The 22,673-nt window shown below is 61.7% G+C and carries 24 protein-coding genes; 6 read left to right on the top strand and 18 right to left on the bottom strand.

Going from position 1 to position 22,673, the window contains the following annotated elements; genetic code table 11:
- Positions 1-312: 312 nt before the first annotated feature.
- The 12 genes from msrQ to AC07VG_RS15270 all read right to left on the bottom strand — a co-directional run bounded on the left by msrQ (position 313) and on the right by AC07VG_RS15270 (position 10,992).
- The gene (gene msrQ, locus AC07VG_RS15325) at positions 313-939 is read right to left on the bottom strand and encodes a protein-methionine-sulfoxide reductase heme-binding subunit MsrQ (RefSeq protein ID WP_495021441.1); all 627 of its coding nucleotides are present in this window, start codon (positions 937-939) and stop codon (positions 313-315) included.
- Positions 939-1,952: a protein-methionine-sulfoxide reductase catalytic subunit MsrP gene (gene msrP, locus AC07VG_RS15320; protein ID WP_495021440.1), complete on the bottom strand. Its 1,014-nt coding sequence runs from the start codon at positions 1,950-1,952 to the stop codon at positions 939-941. Before msrP ends, msrQ begins: the two co-directional genes overlap by 1 nt.
- A 63-nt stretch (positions 1,953-2,015) precedes the next feature.
- Positions 2,016-2,873 (bottom strand): CDP-diacylglycerol--serine O-phosphatidyltransferase, encoded by an 858-nt coding sequence (pssA, locus tag AC07VG_RS15315; protein WP_495001432.1) that lies wholly within the window; start codon positions 2,871-2,873, stop codon positions 2,016-2,018.
- 126 nt (positions 2,874-2,999) lie between these two features.
- Entirely contained in the window at positions 3,000-4,157 is a 1,158-nt protein-coding gene (locus AC07VG_RS15310; protein WP_495021439.1) for a glutathionylspermidine synthase family protein, read from the bottom strand.
- A gap of 14 nt (positions 4,158-4,171) precedes the next feature.
- Positions 4,172-4,912, bottom strand: coding sequence for a DUF1190 domain-containing protein (locus AC07VG_RS15305; protein WP_495021438.1), 741 nt, complete (start codon positions 4,910-4,912; stop codon positions 4,172-4,174).
- A 27-nt stretch (positions 4,913-4,939) separates the two neighbouring features.
- On the bottom strand, positions 4,940-5,365 hold the full coding sequence (locus AC07VG_RS15300; protein WP_495021437.1) for a DUF350 domain-containing protein: 426 nt from the start codon (positions 5,363-5,365) through the stop codon (positions 4,940-4,942).
- Positions 5,366-5,378: 13 nt separating this feature from the next.
- Positions 5,379-6,038, bottom strand: coding sequence for a DUF2491 family protein (locus AC07VG_RS15295; protein WP_495021436.1), 660 nt, complete (start codon positions 6,036-6,038; stop codon positions 5,379-5,381).
- A 97-nt stretch (positions 6,039-6,135) separates the two neighbouring features.
- Entirely contained in the window at positions 6,136-6,840 is a 705-nt protein-coding gene (locus AC07VG_RS15290) for a PspA/IM30 family protein (protein WP_495001427.1), read from the bottom strand.
- A gap of 22 nt (positions 6,841-6,862) precedes the next feature.
- A complete protein-coding gene (locus AC07VG_RS15285; protein ID WP_495021435.1) occupies positions 6,863-7,534 on the bottom strand; it encodes a YjfI family protein in 672 nt (223 codons plus the stop codon).
- 175 nt (positions 7,535-7,709) lie between these two features.
- Complete coding sequence (gene ilvC / locus AC07VG_RS15280; protein WP_218226383.1) at positions 7,710-8,726, bottom strand: ketol-acid reductoisomerase; 1,017 nt, start codon at positions 8,724-8,726, stop codon at positions 7,710-7,712.
- 48 nt (positions 8,727-8,774) lie between these two features.
- Positions 8,775-9,266, bottom strand: a complete 492-nt coding sequence (gene ilvN / locus AC07VG_RS15275; RefSeq protein WP_003176102.1) for an acetolactate synthase small subunit — start codon at positions 9,264-9,266, stop codon at positions 8,775-8,777.
- Between the two features lies 1 nt (position 9,267).
- Complete coding sequence (locus tag AC07VG_RS15270; RefSeq protein WP_100939711.1) at positions 9,268-10,992, bottom strand: acetolactate synthase 3 large subunit; 1,725 nt, start codon at positions 10,990-10,992, stop codon at positions 9,268-9,270.
- A gap of 404 nt (positions 10,993-11,396) precedes the next feature.
- Here AC07VG_RS15270 and AC07VG_RS15265 point away from each other — a divergent pair, with 404 nt between their 5' ends.
- The gene (locus tag AC07VG_RS15265; RefSeq protein WP_495001425.1) at positions 11,397-11,828 is read left to right on the top strand and encodes a DUF4124 domain-containing protein; all 432 of its coding nucleotides are present in this window, start codon (positions 11,397-11,399) and stop codon (positions 11,826-11,828) included.
- A 127-nt stretch (positions 11,829-11,955) separates the two neighbouring features.
- Here AC07VG_RS15265 and AC07VG_RS15260 read toward each other — a convergent pair whose 3' ends face one another.
- The 3 genes from AC07VG_RS15260 to mrcB are packed head-to-tail and all read right to left on the bottom strand — an operon-like array spanning position 11,956 to position 15,417.
- On the bottom strand, positions 11,956-12,288 hold the full coding sequence (locus AC07VG_RS15260; protein WP_495001424.1) for a YqcC family protein: 333 nt from the start codon (positions 12,286-12,288) through the stop codon (positions 11,956-11,958).
- Positions 12,288-13,070 (bottom strand): tetratricopeptide repeat protein, encoded by a 783-nt coding sequence (locus tag AC07VG_RS15255; protein ID WP_495001423.1) that lies wholly within the window; start codon positions 13,068-13,070, stop codon positions 12,288-12,290. The genes AC07VG_RS15260 and AC07VG_RS15255 overlap by 1 nt, the downstream gene beginning before the upstream one ends.
- A 16-nt stretch (positions 13,071-13,086) precedes the next feature.
- Positions 13,087-15,417, bottom strand: coding sequence for a penicillin-binding protein 1B (gene mrcB, locus AC07VG_RS15250; RefSeq protein ID WP_495001422.1), 2,331 nt, complete (start codon positions 15,415-15,417; stop codon positions 13,087-13,089).
- Between the two features lie 116 nt (positions 15,418-15,533).
- Here mrcB and AC07VG_RS15245 point away from each other — a divergent pair, with 116 nt between their 5' ends.
- From AC07VG_RS15245 to AC07VG_RS15230, 4 genes are all read left to right on the top strand, one after another.
- Entirely contained in the window at positions 15,534-17,087 is a 1,554-nt protein-coding gene (locus AC07VG_RS15245) for a bifunctional aminoglycoside phosphotransferase/ATP-binding protein (protein WP_495021434.1), read from the top strand.
- Between the two features lie 89 nt (positions 17,088-17,176).
- Entirely contained in the window at positions 17,177-17,518 is a 342-nt protein-coding gene (locus tag AC07VG_RS15240; protein WP_495001420.1) for a pentapeptide repeat-containing protein, read from the top strand.
- Positions 17,519-17,777: 259 nt separating this feature from the next.
- Entirely contained in the window at positions 17,778-18,050 is a 273-nt protein-coding gene (locus AC07VG_RS15235; protein WP_177090230.1) for a TfoX/Sxy family protein, read from the top strand.
- Positions 18,051-18,065: 15 nt separating this feature from the next.
- Complete coding sequence (locus AC07VG_RS15230) at positions 18,066-18,866, top strand: Crp/Fnr family transcriptional regulator (RefSeq protein ID WP_495021433.1); 801 nt, start codon at positions 18,066-18,068, stop codon at positions 18,864-18,866.
- A 235-nt stretch (positions 18,867-19,101) separates the two neighbouring features.
- On the opposite strand, the gene deoC is transcribed toward AC07VG_RS15230, so the two are convergent.
- Positions 19,102-19,884, bottom strand: coding sequence for a deoxyribose-phosphate aldolase (deoC, locus tag AC07VG_RS15225; protein WP_495001418.1), 783 nt, complete (start codon positions 19,882-19,884; stop codon positions 19,102-19,104).
- A 197-nt stretch (positions 19,885-20,081) separates the two neighbouring features.
- Between deoC and AC07VG_RS15220 the strand changes: the two genes are divergently transcribed.
- Positions 20,082-20,399 carry a Rieske (2Fe-2S) protein gene (locus AC07VG_RS15220; RefSeq protein ID WP_495001417.1) on the top strand — a complete coding sequence of 106 codons (318 nt, stop codon included), beginning with the start codon at positions 20,082-20,084 and terminating at the stop codon, positions 20,397-20,399.
- Between the two features lie 4 nt (positions 20,400-20,403).
- On the opposite strand, the gene sfsA is transcribed toward AC07VG_RS15220, so the two are convergent.
- Positions 20,404-21,111, bottom strand: coding sequence for a DNA/RNA nuclease SfsA (gene sfsA / locus AC07VG_RS15215; protein WP_495001416.1), 708 nt, complete (start codon positions 21,109-21,111; stop codon positions 20,404-20,406).
- On the bottom strand, positions 21,111-22,283 hold the full coding sequence (locus AC07VG_RS15210) for a pyridoxal phosphate-dependent aminotransferase (RefSeq protein WP_495001415.1): 1,173 nt from the start codon (positions 22,281-22,283) through the stop codon (positions 21,111-21,113). The genes sfsA and AC07VG_RS15210 overlap by 1 nt, the downstream gene beginning before the upstream one ends.
- Between the last annotated feature and the right edge of the window lie 390 nt (positions 22,284-22,673).

Below are 22,673 nucleotides of genomic sequence, written 5' to 3'. Positions count from 1 at the left end.
AGACCCGGACACTGTGGGAGCGGAGCTTGCCCGCGAAGCTTTTAGCGGCCTCAAGGACGCCATCGCCGGCAAGCCGGACTCCTACAAGATCCGAGGCTGACCGAGAGCCTGCAGTGCGACTCGGTCCTTGTGGGAGCGGAGCTTGCCCGCGAAGCTTTTAGCGGCTTCAAGGACGCCATCGCCGGCAAGCCGGCTCCTACAAGGTCCGGGGCTAACCGAGAGTTTGCGGTGCGACTCGGTCCTGTGGGAGCGGAGCTTGCCCGCGAAGCTTTTAGCGGCTTCAAGGACGCCATCGCCAGCAAGCCGGGCTCCTTACAAGGACCGCGTTGTTGTGGGGAGCGGCTTCTTGGCCACAAGACGGGGAATTCGGCGCGTCACTACAGGGATGCGCAACACTATAAGCAGCGCCCCTATAGAGGCATACACCGTCCACTCCTTCAGGTCGGCCCGCACGATCCACAACATATGCAGCAACCCCAACCCGAGGATCACGTAAACCAGGCGGTGCAACTTCTTCCAACCCTTACCCAGGCGACGCTGGCTGTAACGGTTCGAGGTCACGGAAAGCGCCAGCAGACAGAGGAAACCCAGCGCACCGACAATGATGTAAGGCCGCTTGCGCAACTCGACAACCAATTGCGACCAGTCCAACCCGAGCACAAACACCAGGTAAGCCGCCAAATGCAGCACCACGTAGGCAAAACACCACAAGCCCAATTGCCGGCGCACCGCAATCCAGCCTGGCCAGCCACTGAGTTTCTGCAACGGCGTCATGCTCAAGGTCACCAACAACAGAATCAGCGTACCCAAGCCCAGCCGATCAACCATGACCTTTCCCGGATCCGGCCCCAAGGCCAGGTTCCAGGCCTGATACAACCAGAGCAACGGCCAGATCCCCACCGCAATAAAGACCCCCACACGCCAGAACGGATAGCGCATCAGTAGTTCTTCCGCAGATCCAGGCCACTATATAAAGAAGCAACCTCATCCGAGTAGCCGTTGAACATCTGCGTCTCACGCACATTGGGGCTGAGCAGCCCACTGGGCAAACGCCGCTCCCGAGCCTGGGTCCAGCGCGGATGGTCGACGCCAGGGTTCACATTGGCATAGAAACCATACTCATCCGAAGCGATGCTTTGCCAGGTGGTCTTGGGCTGCTCTTCCACCAAGCTGATGCGGACAATGGATTTCACGCTCTTGAACCCGTACTTCCATGGCACCACCAGACGCAACGGCGCGCCGTTCTGATTCGGCAGCTCCCGCCCATACATGCCCACGGCCAGAATCGCCAAGGGGTTCATCGCCTCGTCCAGCCGCAAGCCTTCTACATAAGGCCAGTCGATCAGGGCGAAACCGGAACGCTGGCCCGGCATGCTCTTGGGGTCCTGCAAGGTTTCGAAACGAATGTACTTGGCCTTCGAGGTCGGCTCGACCTGCTTGAGCAACGCCGAGATGGGAAAGCCAATCCAGGGAATCACCATCGACCAGGCCTCGACACAGCGCAGGCGATAGATGCGCTCCTCCAACTGGTAAGGCTTCATGAAGTCTTCCAGGGCATAACGCCCCGGTTTGCCGACCTCACCGTCCACCACCACCGACCAGGGTTCGGTTTTCAGGGAACCGGCGTTCTGTGCCGGATCACCCTTGTCGGTACCGAACTCATAGAAGTTGTTGTAGTGGGTCGCGTCCTTGTAGGGGGTAATCGCCTCTCCCTTGACCGTCACCGCGCCCCATCGGGTCTCGGGTAGTTTCCCGCTAAACCAGGACGGCGCATTCCCCGCATCCACATCGGCATAACGCGCCGCCTCGGCGGCACTGGCCCAGCGCGGCAGACTGCCGATCGCCAGCCCGGCGACCGAAGCACCGAGTAATGCACGACGGGAGAGATAGAGAGATTCGGGCGTGACGTCCGAGTCTTGGCAATCGGATCGCTTGGGAAGCTTGATAAGCATGGCAACTCCGTAGCATTGGAGGACTGATGGACCAATAGACTACGGAGTCTGCGGGAAATTACATCACTCGCCGGCTTTGTGCCGACGAAGATGCAACAGGTACTGGATGGGACCCGAGGCCGCATAGGCGAGGAAAATCAGCAGCAGGATGCGCGGCGGATCGCTGAATACCACGGCGAACACCAGCACCACCGCAAGGATCGCGACAAACGGCACGCGCCCCTTGAGATCCAGCTCCTTGAAGCTGTTGTACTTGATGTTGCTGACCATCAGCATCCCGGCCGCCGCCACCAACAAGGCCACCAGGAACGACATCTTCGATCCCTGGATGCCGTAGTCGCTGAACGCCCACACCGTACCGGCCACTACGCCAGCCGCCGCCGGACTGGCCAGGCCGATGAAGTAGCGTTTGTCGGCGGTGCCGACCTGGGTATTGAAACGCGCCAGACGCAACGCCGCACCGGCCACATAGAGGAAGGCGACCATCCAGCCGACCTTGCCCATATCCCCCAGCGCCCAACCGAATGCCAGCAGTGCCGGGGCGACACCGAAGGCAACCATATCGGACAACGAGTCATACTCGGCGCCGAAGGCACTCTGGGTATTGGTCATGCGCGCCACGCGACCGTCCAGGCCATCGAGCACCATGGCGACGAAGATCGCGATGGCGGAAAAAGCGAAATACTTGCTCGCCCCCGCCGGGTCCCCGGCACTCGCGGCACTCTGCGCACTCATCGCACTGATGATGGCGTAGAAACCGGCAAACAGGTTCGCGGTGGTGAACAGGTTCGGCAACAGATAGATACCGCGATGGCGGACTTTCTGGCCGTTGGCGTCATGCCCTTCCTCGACATGTTCGTCGATGGGCAGCAGGCTTTCGGCGTCGGAGCCCTGACCAGGCTCTTCGGGACGTTCAGTCATGACATTACCTTGTAGCTAAATGAATGGTTTCAACAGCACTCGGCGACCGCTCTAGGACCGCAAAACGATCCCGCTTTATACCAGAAGCGCCCCGGCCTGCGGAAAAACCCGGGCCAGACAGGTCGATCAGCCCAGGACAACGTGGGGCAGGAATCGACTGCTGTCCTTGGTAATCAGACTGTCGTCTTCACGAATACCGATCCCGGCCGCCACATCCCCCACCACCCATGAACCGATCACGGTGTAGCTGTCGTCGAACTTCGGCAGCGGGGAGAACGCTTGCAGGATATAGGGCGCATCGGTGTAAGGCCCATCCTCGGCCACCACCTGGTCGTCACCGGTACGGATCTCGATGTTCGCGCCCTCACGGGAAAAGAACGGTTTGCGCACCCAGCCCTTGGGCACGGGGCGCTGTGGATTCTGGTCGACATAGGCGGGAAGCAGGTTGGGATGTCCTTCGTGGAATTTCCACAGTAGCGGCAATATACCTTTGTTACTGACAATGGCTTTCCAGGCGGGTTCGATAAACTGGGTATCACAGCCTGGCACCGCCTGGCCGAACGCCTCGTGGAAGATATGTTCCCAGGCATGCAGCTTGAACAACCGCTCGATCCAGCGCCCGTGCAGATCGACAAAGCGGCCCTGGGTGGTGAGGCCGATATCCTCGATGTCAATATGCCGCGCCTCGATCCCCGCATGCGCGGCCATCCTGCGCAGGAAGTCCGTGGTCCCGCGATCCTCCTGCGAACCGGACATGGCCGAAAAGTAGAACGCCCCTCCGGCGGGAAAGGCCGCGAAGGCCCTGACCAGATCCTCGGCAATCGTGTTGAACTGAGTGGCGCGCGCCGGCAACACGCCCCGAGCGATCTGCTCCTCAAGCCAGAGCAACTGCACGGAGCCGGCTTCAAGCAGACTGGTGGGCGTGTCGTAATTGGCTTCCAGGCACTTGGCCGGACCGCTGCCGTCGTACGCCAGGTCGAAGCGACCATACAAATGCGGATGCCCCTGCTTCCAGGAGTCGCGAACCAGATCGAAAAACGCCGGCGGTATGGCCAGGCCCATCAACAGCTCCTCGCTGTCGACGACACGCTCGACCACATCCAGGCACAGGTCGTGAAGCGCCTTGGTCGGCGCTTCCAGGTCTCGAGTGATCTGCTTTTCGGTGAACAGGTAATAACCGCGCTCATCCCAATAGCGCTCGCCACCGATGGTGTGGAAAGCAAAACCTTCGTGCTCGACGCTGTCACGCCAGTATGGGCGCTCTTCGATACCGATCTTTTTCACCCTGGTCGCGCCCCTCAACCACCGGAACTGAAGATGCTGCTGCTTTTGCCGCCCCAGCCACTGCGCGCGGTAGCCTGGCTGCCGAAACCGCCACGCGAGACCGTCGAGGAAACCGAGCCGGAACCGCTGCCCAGGCTCTTGCCGAGGGTCGCCGGGGTGTAGGTGTTGGTGGAGCTGCTGCGGGCCTGGGTCGAACGGCTGAACGACTTGCCCTGCTCGATCTGCTGCGACAGCGTCGAACTGCTATAGCTACCGCGATTGTCGCGACTGTCGTAGATCGGCTGGGAATAGTAACGCCCGCCACCCCCGCTGTTGCTGAGCAGATTGCCAAGCAACAACCCGGTCAGCAGACCGCCATTCCCACCGCCACCACCATTGCCCGACTGTGCGGCCGCTTGTTGCTGGGCTTGTTCAAGATCCTTGCGCGGCACATCGCCGGACATCGCCAGCTCGAAGCCGCCCATCTTCGGCATGTACTTGCCGTCCGGGGTGACCTGGCAATAGCCGGGGACGAAGTCGCTGTCGCAGGACGCCTGGTCGTCATAGGTCGGCGCGATACGCCGGTGATCGGCCAGCGCCTGCATGAAGGCATCGGAGCAGACCTCCACCGGGACCTTCGCCGCCACACACTCCTCGACTGACTTGAAGTTGCTCTTCGAGTTGACGGCAACGGTGTCCTGGGACGCACCACAGGCGGAAAGCGCCAAAGGCAGGGTGCCAGCCAGCAACAGTTTTACGGAGCTACGGGTTCTCATCGAATGATCCTTATCCTTGCCCTGGGCTCAGGTCGACGGCGTCATGCAGGCCGAATTCAACAGCCCGACACTGATGGCCACCGAGGCCAAGTAGATCGCCGCCGCCAGCTCGCCGCGCACGATACGCGCGGACAGCCCCTTGAGCACCAGGCTGGTCACGGCAAACGCCAGCAACTGCACCACGGCCGCGATCAGCACCCAGACGACGACGTCGACGACACTGATGCTGTTGGCGATGATATTGCTGGCCGGCAGGGCAAAACCCACCATGGAACCGCCCAGCGCAATCGCCGCGGCGGTATTGCCCTCGCGGATCAGGGCAAATTCCTTGTGGGGCGTCAGGCAGGTGTAGATGAACTGGAACAACACGAACAGAACAGCCGCCACCGCCATATAGACGATGAAGCCGAATACCGCGGTGGCGTTGAGCGACATGCGCAGCGCTTCGAGCATGATGATTTCCTTGTCAGAGAACTTCGATATCGGTGATTTGCAGCGTCACGCCAACAGCGCTGGACAGGGTGATCACCCCCTCCTCGTCTTCCTCGACCGAGAAGAGCAGGAACTCCCGACGGTTGAGCAGACCGGTCTCGCGCGCATAGAGCATGCTCAGGTGCTTGATCGAGTAGGCACCGTCCGGGCTCTTGACGAACTCCTGCATCGGCGTGAGTTCGGTCTGCCCGTCTTCGCTCCCCCATTGCCGGGCATACTCCTCGCCCTCGAGCTCGTAGAGCGGCATGCCGATTTTCGCATTGGGGCCGGTCAGTTGCAGCAACTGTTCCTTGCTGTTGATCGGGGTGACGTCGTGGTAGCCGAACAGGATCAGGTCCTGAATGTCCTCGGCCGCGGGGCCGTCCATGACCACTTGCAGGAAGTAATCCTCGTTATCGAGGTAAAACCGCTGCAAACGCATCGACTGCCCGAGATCGATATCACCCACTGCCCAGACTTTCTCGTCATCAGGCACCACCACATGGGACTGCCCCTCGAGCAACAGCTTCAAGGAGCGATCCAGGCACAGCATCCGCCCCGAGGCCAGCCCCAGGGGGTTACCCGGCGCAAGCGAGGTCGCGCCCGCCGCAGGCGTCGGCGCCTCGAAGCCCATGACGCGCTTGATCCAACTCATCGTGTCTCTCCTTCCTGTCGCGACAACGCGCTACCCTGCCCGTTTTTCAGACGGCAAAAAGGGCAAAGCGCTCACGCATTTGCCCTAGGACTGCTGCTTACTGGCCCGAGCCAGGATTCTGCCGGGCTTTCAGCCGTGCCAGCACCTCACTGCCGCTGCCTGACTTGGCGCCGATACCAGCATCCTGCAGACGCCGCTCCAGATCACCGCCATTGGACTCGTCGGCCAATTCCTGCGCGGCATCCAGCTTGGCGTCGCGCTCATCCTGGCGCTGCTTGATCCGGGCCAGCGAACCGACCGCCGTTTCCAACTTGCCATTCGCCCCGCCAGTGGCCGCCGCGGTAGCAACCCGTGCCTGCTGGACCGTCTCGCGAGCCTTGGCCATCTCGACCTGCTGCTTCAAACCCTTGATCTGGTTTTCCGCCTTGATCACCTGAGCATGCAGCATCTCGACCTGGGCGCCGAACTGATCGGCCAGGAGTTTCTCCTGGTCGCGCAGGGCCTCGATCTCGGCCACCTTGTTGGCGCACTCGCCGGCCAGGCTTTCCACACCCTTGTCCAGCGCGGCCATGGCCTTGCCTTCCCAGTTGGCGATGTCGTTGTTCAGGCCATCAAGGCGTTGTTGCGACAGTTTGTAGCGGGCCTTGATGTCCACCAGGCCGTTCTTGGCCTTGGCCACGGCATTCTCGGCGTCGCGCTGTTCCTGTTCGAGGATGCGGATGGCGTTGGCATCGACAATGGTCTCACCGACCTCGGAAACACCACCACGAATGGCCGTTATGACTTTCTTCCAAATACTCATCGAAAACTCCTTGGGGACTTCATTAAACGTGGATGTGGTCTTCGAACGCTTCCACTGCACGGATCACGTTCTCGGCCAGGGTGAAGATTTCCTGGACGATCACGGTGATCGTGGAAGCCGCGCTCAGCGCACCGAACATGCAGTAGACCTCGGTGCCGTCGCCGACCCGTTCGATCCCCACGGAGGACAGCGGGAACAGGTCGCGGCTGCGCAGCACCAGGCCGTTGAAGACCGCCGGATCCTTGACCCGGCTGACCTCGACCAAGGTTGCGTCCACCAGGATCTGGTCACCGGACACGGCGAGGTAGAGCGGCAGGTCGCCGAACTCGGTCATGCTCAGTTTGATGCTCTGCTCGGCGTTCTCGGCGAGGGTCAGGACAATCTCCCCAGCGGACACTACCTCCAGCTCCGACAGCGCCTTGTGCAGCGAGTTGATCGTCCAGTTGATGTTCTCAGTCATGAAAGCCTCCAGTTTGATCCGTTCACCCAGGAAGGGCTGGCGTAACGCCTTTTCGATACCCCGCAGGGCCGTCGCATTCTCGGGAAGAATCCAGAATTCCCGCTTCACCAGGCCGGCCTCACGCAGACGAGCACGCATGTCGCGGACATAGTCGGCGGTGGTCTTGGTCTTGGCCGGTGATGACGACTTCTCACCCACTGAGGGCTTGTCATCCGCTGCTTTTTTACGGGGCATCAGTCCTCCGAAAAATCTTACATGTAAGTAAATTACGTCGTTTGCCTGGAATGTTCAACGCCCGCCACAAAAGCTTTATGTGACAAAACAAAACGCCCCGACAAGTCGGGGCGTTTGTGTACAGCATGTACCGCTACCCAGCCCCAGGGGGCCGGGCAACCGGCTGAGCGTCGACTCAGTTCTTGGTTTTGTCGACGATCTTGTTCGCGCCGATCCACGGCATCATCGAACGCAGTTGCTCGCCGATGATCTCGATGCCGTGCGCGGCGTTGTTGCGACGCTTGGCGGTCATCGATGGGTAGCCGGTAGCACCTTCGCTGATGAACATTTTCGCGTATTCGCCGTCCTGGATGCGCTTCAGAGCGTTGCGCATGGCCTGGCGGGATTCGGCGTTGATGACTTCAGGGCCGGTCACGTACTCGCCATATTCGGCGTTGTTGGAGATCGAGTAGTTCATGTTGGCGATACCGCCTTCGTACATGAGGTCAACGATCAGCTTCAGTTCGTGCAGGCATTCGAAGTAGGCCATTTCTGGCGCGTAGCCTGCTTCAACCAGGGTTTCGAAACCGGCTTTGACCAGCTCGACGGTACCGCCGCAGAGAACGGCTTGTTCGCCGAACAGGTCGGTTTCGGTCTCGTCCTTGAAGGTGGTTTCGATGATGCCGGTACGACCACCACCAACGCCGGCGGCGTAGGACAGTGCAACGTTCTTGGCGTTGCCCGAGGCGTCCTGGTAGATCGCGATCAGGTCAGGGATACCGCCGCCTTTGACGAACTCGGAACGTACGGTGTGGCCTGGCGCCTTCGGCGCGATCATGATCACGTCGAGGTCAGCGCGCGGCACAACCTGGTTGTAGTGGATCGCGAAGCCGTGGGAGAAGGCCAGGGTGGCGCCTTTCTTGATGTTCGGCTCGATTTCGTTCTTGTACAGCGCGGACTGGAACTCGTCCGGGGTCAGGATCATGACCAGGTCGGCAGCGGCAACAGCGCTGGCCACGTCGGTCACTTTCAGGCCATGGGCTTCAGCCTTGGCCACGGTGGCCGAACCTTTACGCAGGCCGACAGTCACGTCAACGCCGGAGTCTTTCAGGTTGCAAGCTTGCGCATGACCCTGGGAACCGTAACCGATGATGGCGACTTTCTTGCCCTGGATGATCGACAGGTCGCAGTCTTTTTCGTAATAAACTTTCATGAAATTCCCCTATATATCCAGGCCGTTCAGGCCATTCGCTAATTTGGTTTAGATGCTGAGTACTTTGTCGCCGCGCGCAATACCGGTGACGCCACTACGGACAGTCTCCAGAATCGAGGCGGTGCCGATGGACTGGATGAAGCTGTCGAGCTTGTCGCTGGTACCGGTCAGTTGAACGGTATACACGCTAGCGCTGACATCAACGATCTGCCCACGGTAAATATCGGTGGTGCGTTTGATCTCGGCGCGCTGGGCGCCAGTGGCCTTGACCTTGACCAGCATCAGTTCGCGCTCGATGTGAGCACTTTCCGACAGGTCCACCAGCTTGACCACTTCGATCAGCTTGTTCAGGTTCTTGGTGATCTGCTCGATAACCTCGTCATGCCCCACGGTGGTCAGCGTCAGACGCGACAGGGTCGGGTCTTCGGTCGGGGCCACGGTCAGGCTTTCGATGTTGTAGTTGCGTTGCGAAAACAGGCCAACCACACGGGACAGAGCGCCAGGTTCGTTTTCCAGAAGCAGGGAAATGATGTGCCGCATATTAGGTACGCTCCGTCTTGCTCAGCCACATATCGCGCATGGAGCCGTCTTTGATCTGCATCGGGTAGACGTGCTCGCTGGTGTCGACCTGGATATCGAGGAACACCAGGCGATCCTTCATCGCGAACGCTTCTTCCATCTTCGGCTTCAAGTCTTTCAGATCCGTGATACGGATACCGACGTGACCGTAGGCTTCGACCAGCTTGACGAAGTCAGGCAGCGATTCCATGTACGAGTGCGAGTGACGGCTGCCGTAGCTCATGTCCTGCCATTGGCGAACCATGCCGAGCACACCGTTGTTCAGGCTGACGATCTTCACCGGCAGGCCGTACTGCAGGCAAGTCGACAACTCCTGGATGTTCATCTGGATGCTGCCCTCGCCGGTGACGCACGCGACGTCGGCGTCAGGGAAGCTCAGTTTCACACCCATGGCCGCAGGGAAACCAAAGCCCATGGTGCCCAGGCCGCCGGAGTTGATCCAGCGGTTGGGTTTGTTGAACTTGTAGTACTGCGCCGCGAACATCTGGTGCTGACCCACGTCGGAGGTGACAAAGGCATCGCCCTTGGTCACTTCGCAGAGGGTCTCGATCACGGTCTGTGGCTTGATGATGCTGCCGTCGCCCTTGTCGTAAGGGAACAGGCCACGATCACCGCGCCATTCGTCGATCTGCTTCCACCAGCTGGCCACCGACTCCTTGTTCGGGGTCTCGCCGATTTCCTTGAGGGTCGCGACCATCTCGGTCAGCACGCTCTCCACCGGCCCAACGATAGGCACGTCTGCCTTGATGGTCTTGGAGATCGATGCCGGGTCGATGTCGATGTGGATGATCTTGGCGTTCGGGCAGAACTTCGATGGACCGTTGATCACCCGGTCATCGAAACGCGCGCCCACGGCCAGGATCACATCGGCGTGGTGCATGGTCAGGTTGGCGGTGTAGCTGCCGTGCATGCCGAGCATGCCGACGAACTGCCGGTCGGTGCCAGGGTAGGCGCCGAGCCCCATCAGGGTATTGGTGACGGGCAGGTTGAGCATCTTGGCCAGCTCGGTCAGGGGCGCGGAGCCACCACCGAGGATCACCCCGCCGCCCGCGTAGAGCACCGGACGCTTGGCCGCCAGGAGCATTTCCGCCGCCTTGCGGATCTGCCCGGAATGACCACGCACCGCTGGGCTGTAGGAACGCAGCTTGGCTTTTTTCGGGAAAATGTATTCGAACTTCTCGGCCGGGTTGGTCATGTCCTTCGGAATATCGACAACGACAGGACCAGGACGACCGGATTGCGCCAGGTAGAACGCCTTCTTCATCACTTCCGGGATTTCCGAGGCGTGCTTGATCATGAAGCTGTGCTTCACGATCGGCCGGGAGATACCGATCATGTCGGTTTCCTGGAACGCATCGGTACCGACCAGAGTGCTCGGCACCTGACCGGAAATGATCACCATCGGAATGGAGTCCATGTACGCCGTGGCGATACCGGTGATGGCATTGGTTGCGCCAGGACCGGAAGTCACCAGAACCACGCCGGCTTTACCGGTGGCCCGGGCGTAACCATCAGCCATATGGGTCGCCGCCTGCTCGTGACGAACCAGGATGTGGGTCACGTCCGGTTCTTTGAACAAGGCATCGTAGACATGCAGAAGAGCACCACCCGGGTACCCATAGATATATTTGACGCCTTCGTCACGCAAAAAGCGGACGAGCATCTCACCGCCAGATAAAAGCTCCACGTTGTTCACCTCTAAAACGCCAGAATACCGTCCACGCACACTGGAGGACGGGTCTTAATAGGTTTACTTCTCAGCAGAGCATGAGCGACGGTGGTCGCCGACTACGTCAGCACTGACTGAGCAAGTATTGGGAGTGCCCCAAGTGTTGCGGGGGTTTCCCACCCAGCGCGAGGTAACGCGTTGCGGGTGTAACAGGTCGGCGCGGATGTGCGCCTCATGATCTGCCGAGTGGGCCTGCTTCTGGCAGTCCCTCTACAGCGGACTTTGGATTGTTCTGATTCGTCCGGTCCAAGTCAAGTCATCTTGTGAGCTTTCTTCGAACTAAGCGCATGACAACGCAGAAGAAAACCTTTCCCGAGGGAATGTGCTACGTTGCTTATCGCATTGTCTGACAAGGAAACCTGATGCGTAGAAGCATTCTGATAACGGGCCTGCTACTCGCTTTGAGCCCGCTGTGCCAGGCCGGGCAGATCTACAAATGGGTCGATGCCCAGGGCGTGACGCATTTCGACGCGCAGCCGCCTGCGGGGCAAACGGCGACCGTGGTGACCCCGGCGATCGGCAATGTCCCCGCGCCACCGCCACGCCCCGCCGTGCCGGCGAGCACCGCAGTGGGCGACCAGAAGGCCGTGGACGCCAAGGTCAAGAAACAACTTGCCGATGAGGAAGTGGCTCGCAAAGCCTATTGCGAGAAAGCCCGGACCAACCTGGCCCAGTTGGAAAACAATGCGCGGGTGCGTGAAGAAGTCAATGGCGAGCTGCGGCGCCTGACCGAAGAGGAGCGTCAGGCGCGCCTGGTGGAGACGCGCAAGAGCATCGAGGAAAACTGCTCGTAAACACCTCATACCCTGTGTAGGCGCCGGCTTGCCGGCGATGAGGCCCACACGCCAGGCATCGTTCTTCCGGCAGCCAGCGCCGGCAAGCCGGCCCCCACAAGGAACGACGAACAAGGTAACGACGGTTCTAGCCGCGGGTCTCGGCAATCAACCGGTCGAACTGCGCCAGCAACCGCTGCAAGCCGCGCCCCTGCCCTGGCCGCTGGGCATAGACCATTTCGGCCATGGCCAGAATCCCGGAAGCATTGGGCAGCGGCAGGTCCTCCTCGAGGATCACCTTCATCCTCGGCAGGAAGATCCATTGCAGCCACTGCTCGAACTCCAGGCTATCGACGCTGAAGGGCTCGACACTGGCCAAAGCCTCGGCGCTGGGCGACACCTCATCCCAGCAGCCCTGGGCCCGCAATTCCCGTTCGATCAGCAGGAGTTGCTCGGCAATCAACGGAAAACGCGCATCCATCAGTAACCGACCTTGGCCTTCTGCTGCGCCTGGGCGGCACCGGCGGCATCACCCTGCTTGCTCCGCGCCTGGGCGATGATGCCCCAGAGGTTGGCCTGCAGATCCGGACGTCCATTAGCAAAGCTCAGACCACGACGGGCCAGTTGCTCGGCTTGCGGCGCATCACCCTGGGCCATGCGCACCTGGGCCAGTCGATAAAGCACTTGCGGCTCACGGGGGGCCACACGCTGGGCACGCTCAAGGCTCGACGAGGCGCCATTGAGGTCGCCACTGGATTGCTGCTGCTGGGCGGTGGTCAACAACGCCAGTACCGGGCCATCCAGTTGCTCGTCGGCGGACAGGCCACCGCTGTTGTTGTTCGACGGAATACCGCTCGGCGCCACCGGGCTCGGCATGTTGTAGCCGCCCTGATTCGCCGGCGGGTTGTAAGCGCCCTGGTTATAGGCACCCGAGTCGACCGGCGCGGCCTGGATCGGCGCGTTGTTCGACGGGCCCGGGGTAATCGGCCCCGGCGTGAACGGCTCGCTACTGATCGGCGCCGACGTTGTCGCCCCGCCGCCCGGAATCATCACCACCACGCCGGAATCCTGCGGCACCGCCTGGGTCTGGCTCGGCACCGGCCCCTTGACCACGGACTTGCGGAAACCGCCTGTGGACGAGATCCGCTCGTTATTGGAGACCGCGGTCCCCGAATCAACCACCGGGATCGAACCCCGTGGCACGCTGGAACAACCACCCAACACGGTCAGCGCTGCAAAAGCTGGAATCCACCACTTGTTCACGTCAAACCCTCTTCGCTCAATTCAACCAGCCCTTGACCCAATCCATCACTTCAGTGGCCGGCGCAGGCGCCGCGCCACCGCACGAAGCGCCCGGCACCGGTTCACTGCCGCGAATATACGGCATCTGCACCGCGCCCGGGCAATTGGCATCGGAGCCTTGCCCGCTGTGCGGATCGACCCAGGCCTGGACCACGTTATCCGGTTGCGGCATATCCAGTGGCAGCGGGTCGGCCTTGCGCATGAAACTGGTCCAGACCTGCAAGGCACCGCTGGCACCGGTGAACGGCGTCTTGCCGTTGTCATCACGACCGAGCCAGACCACCGCCAGCAGATCCTGGCCGAAACCGGCGAACCAACTGTCACGCGAATCGTTGCTGGTACCGGTCTTGCCGGCCAGGGTCAGGGTCTTGGGCAGGACGTTGTAGACCCCGCTCCCGGTCCCCTCGCGCATCACCCGCTGCATGGCCGCCTGGATCAGGTAGATCGAGCCCGCGTCGAAGCGCTGCTGGATCTGGAACGGATAACGCTTGAGCGGCTGGCCCTCGGCCGTCAGGACACTGCGAATACCACGCATCGGCGTATTGAAGCCACCGTTGGCCAGGGTCTGGTACATGGTCGCGATATCCATCGGCGTCATGCTCGCGGCCCCCAGCAACATCGAAGGAAAGGCCGGGAACTCACGGGTAACGCCAAGGCGTCCGAGGGTCTTGAGGACATTCGGCACGCCGACTTCCAGGCCCAGTCGAGCGGTCGACAGGTTATAGGAGTGCGCCAGGCCCTGATAAAGGAAAACCGTACCGTGGGAACGACGGTCAAAGTTCTGCGGTTTCCAGATCTGTCCGTCAGCGCCTTTCACCGAGAAGGCTTCGTCCGAAAGCCAACTGGTCAGCGTGTACTGGCTGGGTTTCTCCAGCGCGGTCAGATACACCGCCGGCTTGATCAGCGAGCCCACCGGACGCACCGCATCCAGCGCGCGGTTGAACCCGGCAAAGCTGGACTGGCGACTGCCGATCATCGCCTGGATCTCACCGGTTTCCGGGTTGGTCACCACCATGGCCGCCTCGATATCGTCACTGCCCTTGCGCCCGGCCAGGCGCTTGAAGGTGTCGTTGACCGAGGCCTCGGCCTTCATTTGCAGGATCGGGTCGAAGCTGGTGAAGATGCGCAAGCCTTCCTCGGTCAAGTCTTCGTCGCGGTAGTCTTCACGCAGTTGCCGCTTGACCAGGTCGAGGAAGCCGGGGAACGAGCTATCCGCCAGGCTGCCGCGGGCGGTCACCCCCAGTGGCATTTTCTTCGCCGCCGCCACTTGCTCGGCAGTCGCCACGCCCTGCTGCTCCAACAGGTCGAGCACCAGGTTACGCCGCTCGAGCGCCCGATCCGGGTAACGTCGCGGGTTGTAGTAGGACGGGCCCTTGACCATGCCCACCAGTAAGGCCACCTGATGCAATTTCAGCTCCGCCAGTGGCTGGCTGAAGAAGAACTGGCTGGCCAGGCCGAAGCCGTGCACCGCGCGCTGGCCGTCCTGGCCGATAAAGACCTCGTTGAGGTAGGCCTCGAGAATCTCTTTCTTGTCGTAATGCAACTCCAGCAACAAGGCCATCATGGCCTCGGTGAGCTTGCGGCTCAGGCTGCGTTCGTTGGTCAGGAAGAAGTTCTTGACCAACTGCTGGGTCAGGGTACTGCCGCCCTGGCGCATCTGCCCGGCCGAGGTATTGACCCAGATGGCCCGGGCAATCGACTTGGGCGAGACGCCGAAGTGATGATAGAAATCCCGATCCTCGACCGTCACCAGGGTGTCGAGCAGGTACGGCGGTACCTGGTCGATCTTGATCAGGATGCGGTCTTCGAGGTTCTTCGGGTACAGCCCGCCGATCAGCAGCGGCTCAAGGCGCACCACCGAGAGCTTCGAGCCGTTGAGCGAGGACAGCTCGGTCACATAATCGCCAGAGAAGCGCACCCGCACCGGCTGGGCCGTTTCCATGCCCTCATAGAACTGGAAGCCACGGGTGTTCAAGTCCACGCTGTTGCCGCTGACCGCCGCCGCCCCCGGGCCATTGGCCACGGCTTCGCGACGATAGCCGAGGGCATCGAGTTCGGTGAGGAAGTCGTCCTTGCTCAGCTTCTGGCCGACGAACAGCTCCAGCGGCCGGGCATAGACCTTGGCCGGAATGGTCCAGCGCTTGCCGGAGAACTTTTCCTGCACGATGGCATCGAGGTAGACGGCAAAACCGGCCAGCACGACGAGGCCGACCAGGCTGAGCTTGATCGCCCAGCCAAGCCAGGGACGCAGGCGGCCAGCGGGAGGTTTGGATTTAGCACGGGAACGGGGGGATCGGGTACGAGTCATGGCGGCGGATTATACGCACTTTATTGATGATCAACATGTACGTCCGGCGGTTTGCACCTGAGCCGCCAGCGGCCATAATGAGCGCCTTGAATTTACCGCCCTCTGAAGGATCGCCAGTGAGCCAGTCCCTGATTAACGCCCTGCAGAACCCGGCCCTCTACCCCCATCCGGTGGAAGGTTTCCAGGTTATCGAAACCCATATCTCCTGGGTCCTGCTCACCGGGCCCTATGCTTACAAGATCAAGAAGCCGGTCAACTTCGGCTTCCTCGACTTCACCGAACTGAGCGGGCGCGCGCATTTTTGCGCGGAAGAGTTGCGCCTGAACCAGCGCCTGACCCACGACCTGTACCTGGAAGTCCTGCCGATTAGCGGCAGCGTCGAGGCTCCGATCCTCGGCGGCGACGGCCCAGCCATCGAATACGCGCTGAAAATGCGCCAGTTCCCGCAGAGCCAGTTGCTGAGCACCCTGCAGGCCAACGGCGAACTGACCACCGCACACATCGATGCAATGGCCCAACAGATCGCCGCGTTCCACCAGAGCGCCCCCGAAGTGCCGAAAGACCACTACCAGGGCACCCCGGAAGCGGTCATGGACCCGGTCCGGCAGAATTTCGAACAGATTCGCCCGTTCCTCAGCGAAAAAGCCGATCTGCTGCAACTCGACGCCCTGCAAGCCTGGGCCGAAACCAGCTTCGAACGCCTCAAGCCGCTGCTGGCCCAGCGCAAGGCCGAGGGTTTCATCCGCGAATGCCATGGTGACATCCACCTGGGCAACGCCACCGTCATCGACGGCAAGGTGGTGATCTTCGACTGTATCGAGTTCAACGAACCCTTCCGCTTCACCGACGTCTACGCCGACACCGGCTTCCTCGCAATGGACCTCGAGGACCGTGGCCTCAAGAGCCTGGCCCGGCGTTTCATCAGCCAGTACCTGGAACTGACCGGCGACTACCAGGGCCTGGCCCTGCTGAACTTCTACAAAGCCTACCGCGCCCTGGTGCGTGCCAAGGTCGCGCTGTTCAGCATGCCGCCCGAAGATCCGGTGCAACGCGCCAGCAGCATGCGCCAGTACCGCAACTACGCCAACCTGGCGGAAAGCTACAGCACCATTCCTTCGCGCTTCCTGGCGATCACCAGCGGCGTCTCCGCCGTCGGCAAGAGCCACGTCGCCCTGCGCCTGGTGGAAGCGCTGGGTGCCGTGCGGCTGCGCTCGGATGTCGAGCGCAAACGCCTGTTCGGCGAACAGTCGCAGGAGAACCGCGTCGGCGACGGCATCTATAGCCGCGACGCCAGCGTGAGCACCTACCAGCGCCTGCATGAGATCGCCGACAGCGTTCTGCGCGCCGGATTCCCGGTGGTGATCGACGCCACCTACCTCAAGCGCGAACAACGCGACGCCGCCGCCCTGGTCGCCGAAGCCACAGGCGTACCCTGCCTGATCCTCGACTGCAACGCCCCGCAAGCCGTGATCGAAAGCTGGCTGGCACAGCGTCAGGCCGATGACGTCGATCCGTCCGACGCTACACTGCAAGTGATCGCCGCCCAGCAAGCCAGCCGCGAAGCCCTGGGCGCCGATGAAGTGCTGCGCACCAAGCGCGTCGAAACCCATGAAAGCGGGAGCCTCGACGCCCTGGTCGAGCAGATTCGCCAGCGCCTGCCAGGTCTGTAAAAACTATTTCAGCCGTGACGCCGCAAGTGCTTCACGGCTGAAACATAGTGGCATTATACTGGCGTCATAAATCCAACAGGAGACGTCTCATGAGCCATCCCAAGCTGCTCGACTCACCCTTGTTTGCCTTGCTGCACAAGGATGACATCGCCGGCTTCAACAAGGCCCGGCCCAAGGACGGTCCGATCGATATGCGCGGCGGTGACTTTCGCGGCCTCGACCTGCGCGAGCTGAATGCCGATGGGATCGACTTCACCGACGCCTATTTCCGCTCCGCCGACCTGCGTGGCCTGGACTTGCAGAAATCCATCCTGATCGGTGCCAGCGTCGCCCATGCGCAGATTTCCGGCGCTTACTTTCCCGTGGAACTGAGCCCGGCCGAGATTCTCATGTCGATGCAGTTCGGTACGCGCCTGCGCTACAACGCCTAGCCCTCGTGGCGCGGGCACGAGGATGGCAGCAGCGCTTGCCGCCTGGGGCCTGCTCACGACCGGGATAATGCTGGTGCTGCACGATTTTTCCCTACTCGCCCCTTCCCTGCTCCACGTAACCCTGTGGGCGAAGGCTGCGGCTTAGAAGCGTTTGCACCAGCGCCGAGCAAAGAACCACGCTTTTCCTACTGACCGCTACACTCCTTTCAGGCTTGCCTATTCTCGTCCACGCAGCGTTCGGCCGTCGCAAGGAGGCTTGATGAACGATGAACTGCAACACCTGAAAAACCTTGGCAAGACCTCGGCGCAATGGCTCCATGCGGTGGGTATCCACAGCGCATCGGATTTGCGTCGATTGGGCGCGGTGGATGCCTACCGCGCAGTCAGGACCCGCGGATTCCGGGCGTCAAAAGTGCTGTTGTATGCGATCGAAGGTGCCTTGATGGACATTCACTGGAACGATATCCCTCAAGAACGCAAAGAAGCCTTGAATAAACAGTTGGAAGCGATATCGTCGCGTCACAAAAACTGATTTCGCAGGTTTGGCATGTATTTACTCGGGGAGCAACCGGCCTACGCCGAAGAACTGATCAATCGCCTGCAGGCGATCCCGGCACAGCTGCTCAAAGGCTTACCCCCCTGCGCGGCCCCCCTTGAGCTTGAGCAAATCGCTGATCTCGGTGCCTTGCTGCCGGCCGATCAAGTGTTCCTGATCGACAGTGGCCTGCTGCATGCGCGGGTCGACGAGCGTGCGCTGTTCTATCTGCACGAAGGCGACCTGGTCGGATTGCGCCAGGGCATCGACTGGCCGCGCTGCGTGTTGAGCAGTGACAACCCACTGCGCCTGATCCCCTACCAGCGCGCCGATCTCTTTGCCCATATCTACGCCGACAACAGCCGCGCCGAAGCGCTGTTACGCTACCTGATCGGCCAGACCGCCCTGCTCTCCGATGCCGTCACCCGCCTGAAACAACCGGAATTTCGCAGCAGCAACGGCTTCCAGCAGGTGGCCAGCGGCGAAGTGATGATCCGCCAGGGCGACGATGCCGACCATGTCTTCATCATTACCGAAGGACACGCCGAGGCCTTTGTCGACGGACACAAGGTCGGCGATGTGCCCAAGGACGAGATTTTCGGCGCCATGGCGGTGTTCACCGGCGAAAAACGCAGCGCCAGCGTGATCGCCAGCCAGCCCTGCACGGTCATGCTGATCCCCAAGGAGCAGTTCCTCAGCCTGACCCAGAGCAACCCGCGCATCGCCCACAGCCTGATCGAAAGCATGGCGCGGCGCATCGACCTGCTGAACAAGGAAGTCACGCGCCTGAGCGCCGTCGGCACGGCACGCTGAACCGCAGCCGCCTCGACCGTTGGTCCACGGCAACACCCCGGACAAGCGGTCGGTAAAAAGACATTGACTTAGAAATGAGAATCGTTATGATTATCACAACTGATCGCGAGATCGGTCGGATTTTCTGGAAGGCCCTGGTTCGGACTCTCAGATTATCTCCTCATCAGGCTAATCACGGTTATTGACCCGGCTTTTTGCCGGGTTTTTTTTGCCCGTCCGAAAAGCCAACGCCCCGTCACGTCTCCCCGACCAGTGGTGCTACCGGGCTCTCCAGTCGTGCCAGCAACTCATCCAACAAGCCCGAAGCCCCGAGCCGGACGTGATCGGCATTGATCCAGGCCGACCCGAACCGCGCGCGCGCCAGTTCGATATAGGTACGTGCGTCGTCGAACGTGCGTATCCCGCCAGCCGCCTTCAACCCCACCAGCCCGCCCCGCTCGGCAATGGCCTCGAGCATGATGCGCACCGCCTGCTCGGTGGCGTTGACCAGGACTTTGCCGGTACTGGTCTTGAGAAAATCGGCCCCGGCGGCAATCGCGTCCTGGCTGGCCTGGCGGATCATCTGCGGGTCGCGTAGCTCGCCGGTTTCCAGGATCACCTTGAGTTTGGCCCGGCCCGCGCAAGCGTCACGACAGGCCGCAACCATGCTCATGCCGGTCTGCGCATCGCCCATCAACAGTGAGCGGTAGGGATAGACCAGATCGACTTCATTGGCGCCGGCGGCGATCGCCTCCAGGGTTTCGGCAACCGCCACGGCGACATTGGGGCCGCCGTGGGGGAAGTTGACCACCGTGGCGACCCGGATCACCTGCCCGCCAAGGATATCGAGGGCCCGTCGCGCCAGGCCGACGAAACGCGGAAACACGCACACCGCCGCCACCGGACCGAACGCTGTCTGCGCCCGCTGGCACAGCGAAATGATGCGCTCGGCATCGTCGTCGCCGCTCAGCGAGGTCAAGTCGAGCAGGCCAATGGCTTGACGTGCCAGCTGTTGATCGGCTTCATTCATCTGCTTCATCTTCACTCCCCCGGGTCGTTGCATAAACGTGACGAGCGTCCAAGGCGCCTCCTCGGCAGTCCTGAGCAGCCGGATGGCGCGAAATACGCTATGGGAGTCACAATAAAGGACTCGCCTTCGCCGGCGCATGCGCCAGCCAAAGACAAAGACTCGGCCCACACCAGAACAAGAAACATCCCACACCCCCAAGGATCAGCATGAAATTTCTCTGCGACTCGAACACCCTGGCCGACAACAGCAGTCGTGGTTTTGAGATGGACGGCCAGCCACTGTTGGCCGTACGCCGTGAGGGCCAGGTCTACGTCTACCAGAATCGCTGCCCGCACCGCGGCATCGCCCTGGAGTGGCGACCCGACCAGTTTCTCGACCCCAGCGCCAGCCTGATCCAGTGCGCGACCCATGGCGCACTGTTCCTGATTGAGAGCGGTGAGTGCGTGGCCGGGCCTTGCGCCGGGCAGGCGCTGCTGGCAATCCCCTGCACGGAAGACGCGCAAGGCATCTGGCTGGTGCCGTGAACCGCTAGAGCAACACCGGCAAACGACGCTCGACGCGGATCGCTTCCGGCGTCAGGCTCACCCCGTAGGCCAGCACCTCGACCCCGGCCGCCAGCGCCTCGCGCAGCGCCGCGGCATAACCCGGATCAATTTCCTCGGCCGGCCGTACCGCCTCGATACCGGTCAGGTTCACGCAATACAGCTGCACCGCCCGCACCCCCTCACGCGCCAGGGTCGCCAATTCGCGCAGATGCTTGGCGCCACGCTGGGTCACCGCATCCGGAAACGCCGCCACCGCCGTGCCATCGAAACCGAGGGTGACGCTTTTGACTTCGACAAATGCCGGCCCGCGGGGATAGTCGAGGCGAAAATCGATCCGGCTGTTCTCCTGACCATAGGCCACCTCGCGCTTCAGGCCGGTAAAACCGTTCAGTTCACTGATGACCCCGGCGCGCAACGCCTCTTCGACCAAGGGGTTGGCCCGCGCGGTATTCACGCAAGCCAACCGGCCCTGCGGGGTTTCACCGATTTCCCAGGTACCGGGCAGCTTGCGCTTGGGGTCGTTGGAGCGGCTGAACCAGACCTGCCCGCCCGGCACCATGCAGTTGAGCATCGAACCGGTATTGGGGCAGTGGATGGTCAGCAACTCGCCGGAGGCGGTTTCGATGTCCGCCAGGAACCGCTTGTAGCGCTGGATCAGACGACCTTCTTCGAGGGCGGGAGAAAAATCCATCAGCCTTGCCAACTCCGCAGACCACGGGCAATCCGTTCCACCGCCTGTTCCAGTCGCGGCAGGCTCTGGGTGTAGGCAAACCGCACATGATGGCTGGCCAGGTGACGACCGAAGTCCAGTCCCGGGGTAAAGGCCACGTGTTCGGTCTCAAGGAAATGACGGCAGAACGCGAAGGCATCGCCGCCGAACGCGCTGATATCAGCGTACAAGTAGAAAGCGCCCTGGGGCTCCACGGCAATGCCGAAACCCAACTCGCGCAATGCCGGCAGGAGGAAGTCGCGACGACGTCCGAACTCGGCCCGGCGCTCTTCGAGAATGCTCAGGGTCGCCGGCTCGAAACAGGCCAGCGCCGCATGCTGGGCCATGCTCGGTGCACTGATGTAGAGGTTCTGCGCGAGCTTTTCCAGGTCCGCCACGGCCTCCGGTGGCGCCACCAGCCAGCCCAGTCGCCAGCCGGTCATGCCGAAGTACTTGGAGAAGCTGTTGAGCACAAAGGCGCTGTCATCGACTTCCAGCACGCTGGCCGCATCGCAACCGTAGGTCAGGCCGTGGTAGATCTCGTCCACCACCAGATGGCCATGGCGCTCCTTGACCGCCGTCGACAGCGCCCCCAGTTCGTCGCGAGTCAGCAGGGTCCCGGTGGGGTTGGCCGGCGATGCCACCAGGGCCCCGACACTGTCCTGGTCCCAGTGCCGCGCCACCAGGTCGGCGGTGAGCTGATAACGCACCTCCGGCCCGACCGGCACCAGTTGCGCCGCGCCCTCGACCAGGCGCAGGAAGTGCCGATTGCACGGATAGCCCGGGTCGGCCAGCAGCCAGTGCTTGCCAGGGTCCACCAGCAGGCTGGTGGCCAACAGCAACGCCCCGGAGCCGCCCGGGGTGATAAGGATGCGCTGCGGATCGATATCCAGCCCATAGCGCTGCCGATAGAAACCCGCGATCGCCTCGCGCAATTGCGGCAGCCCGCGCGCCGCCGTGTAACGGGTCTTACCCGACTCCAGCGCGGCCTGACCGGCGCGGATGATCGGCGCGGCCGTGGTGAAGTCCGGCTCACCGATCTCGAGGTGGATCACATCATGCCCGGCCGCCTGCAACTCGTTGGCGCGCGCCAGCAGAGCCATCACATGAAAGGGTTCGATTGCGCGGCTGCGCGCGCTGTAGTGCTGAGACATTAGCCTTCCTTGATTGGACAGGGGAATGGGCGATAGATCGATTCTACCCAACCTCGGGCACCCTGGAGTGTTTAAAGCATCCTGCGTTCCGCGCAAGATTGGCTAAAATGAACAATTAACCATTGCTTCACGAAGCTGACGCCTTCCATCCGGCATATAAGCCCCTGTAGGAGCAAGCTTGCTCGCGATGGTGGCCCAGGCACCGCGGGGTATCAGGCCCCCCGCGTTATCATTGACGACCATCGCGAGCAAGCTCGCTCCTACAAGAGGGGCGTCAAGCCGTGACGTTCGGCTCGACAAGTCCAGCCTCGACAACCGGGAGTAGCGCACCCCGATTCGATCTGGTAAGTTCGCCCGCTTGCAGCCGCAGGGCCGGCAGGTGTCGGTGAT

The organism is Pseudomonas sp. GW821-FHT03C07 (genome assembly GCF_059420925.1).
Note: the sequence above shows the minus strand (reverse complement) of the source record. Positions and strands in the feature narration are given on the sequence as shown.